The sequence below is a fragment of the Thiolapillus sp. genome (assembly GCF_048562965.1).
Classification (GTDB): domain Bacteria; phylum Pseudomonadota; class Gammaproteobacteria; order Chromatiales; family Chromatiaceae; genus Thiolapillus; species Thiolapillus brandeum_A.
Window position 1 is genome coordinate 1 of the sequence record NZ_JBHNMF010000834.1, and the last position, 1,266, is coordinate 1,266.

Here is a 1,266-nt window from a genome sequence, read left to right on the forward strand (position 1 = left end):
CACCCAGGAAAAAACTGCCGCAGTTCAGTGTCAGCTGTTCCTGATTGGCACTCGCAAGCCGGGTACGCAGAAAGTGCGTAAGCAGCATGGCCTGGACATGGCGTTGTACAATGACTGGACTGTCTAGGGATACCTTGGGGGATGGCAGTACCGTATCAAACGCCCAGCGACTGTTACTGAAAACTGATTGATCATGGGGATTCGATTTACACAATGTCATAGCCAGGGAGCGGGATTCCTGACGGCGTCCTGCACGGCCTGCACGTTGCAGATAACTGGAAGGGTGTGGCGGTACATTGTTCATGGAAACCAGGCTGATGCCACCAATATCGATGCCCATCTCCATGGTGGTGGAACAAGAGAGCAAGTTGATGTCGCCCTCTTGAAAATCCTTTTCATATTTTTGCAGCCGATTGGCATCCTGCTGTGCCGAGTGCTCGGCCGTCTTGAAAAAGGGAGCCAGTTCGATGACTCGATCATTTACCACAGACCACAATCCCAAGTCTCGAAGCGACTGAAGTCCTTTCTCCTTTTTCAACCAGTCACGGGCTATTTGAATCCGCTCCAGCTCATCAGTGACATCACCAAAAGGTTTTGGGTACAAAGGAATAGAGTAAGACTGGCATGAGGCTGTTGCTTCGGTTGCTGTTCTTGGCAGATAAGGCGTGACTCCGTTCAATGTCGTATCCAAGAATCGGCGAGTCACTGGACAAACGAAGCCTTTGCTCATGGGAACAAAGGCGATCTCTTCCAGCGGCAGCCTTCTGCCATCTGCACCAACCTTTAACAATCCTTTGAAACATAAAGTATCCCATGCCGCCCTCAATACCACATCCACCCGGTCTGCACCCGTGGGTGTATCGAGGGCGGCATTGAGTACATAGGCCAACAAACGCACCAGCAGACTGCTGTTCTTGCCCCGACTGACACTGGGCCAACGACGCAATCCTTTGCCAACATGCTCTTGATCGTGAGGAACCAGCCAGTTCTGACCAAAGCGCATACCCAGCCAGTTTTTCCATTCCATCGGGAAATCGATAGAACCACCACCGCGCACAAAAAAATCCAGACAAATCTTTAAGAAATCACGCCAAGTTTGCAAATCAAAGCCTGATGCATGGGCAACTTGGCTTGGCACCTCTGAGATGGTATCCAGCGTGGGATAACAAATGGCCACCATCCCCATGGTTTCCAGATTGTTGGCACGCTTGGGGCGGCGACCAAACTCCCGTACCAGAAACATCCTTGCCAAGGTGAAATCACCGG

1 protein-coding gene is annotated in these 1,266 nt (G+C 51.4%); it reads right to left on the minus strand.

Annotated features, from left to right (window positions below; all coding sequences use genetic code 11):
* On the minus strand, positions 1-1,243 hold a 1,243-nt coding region (locus ACOCD2_RS20470), incomplete at its 3' end, for a helicase-related protein (protein WP_419626000.1).
* Positions 1,244-1,266 lie beyond the last annotated feature (23 nt).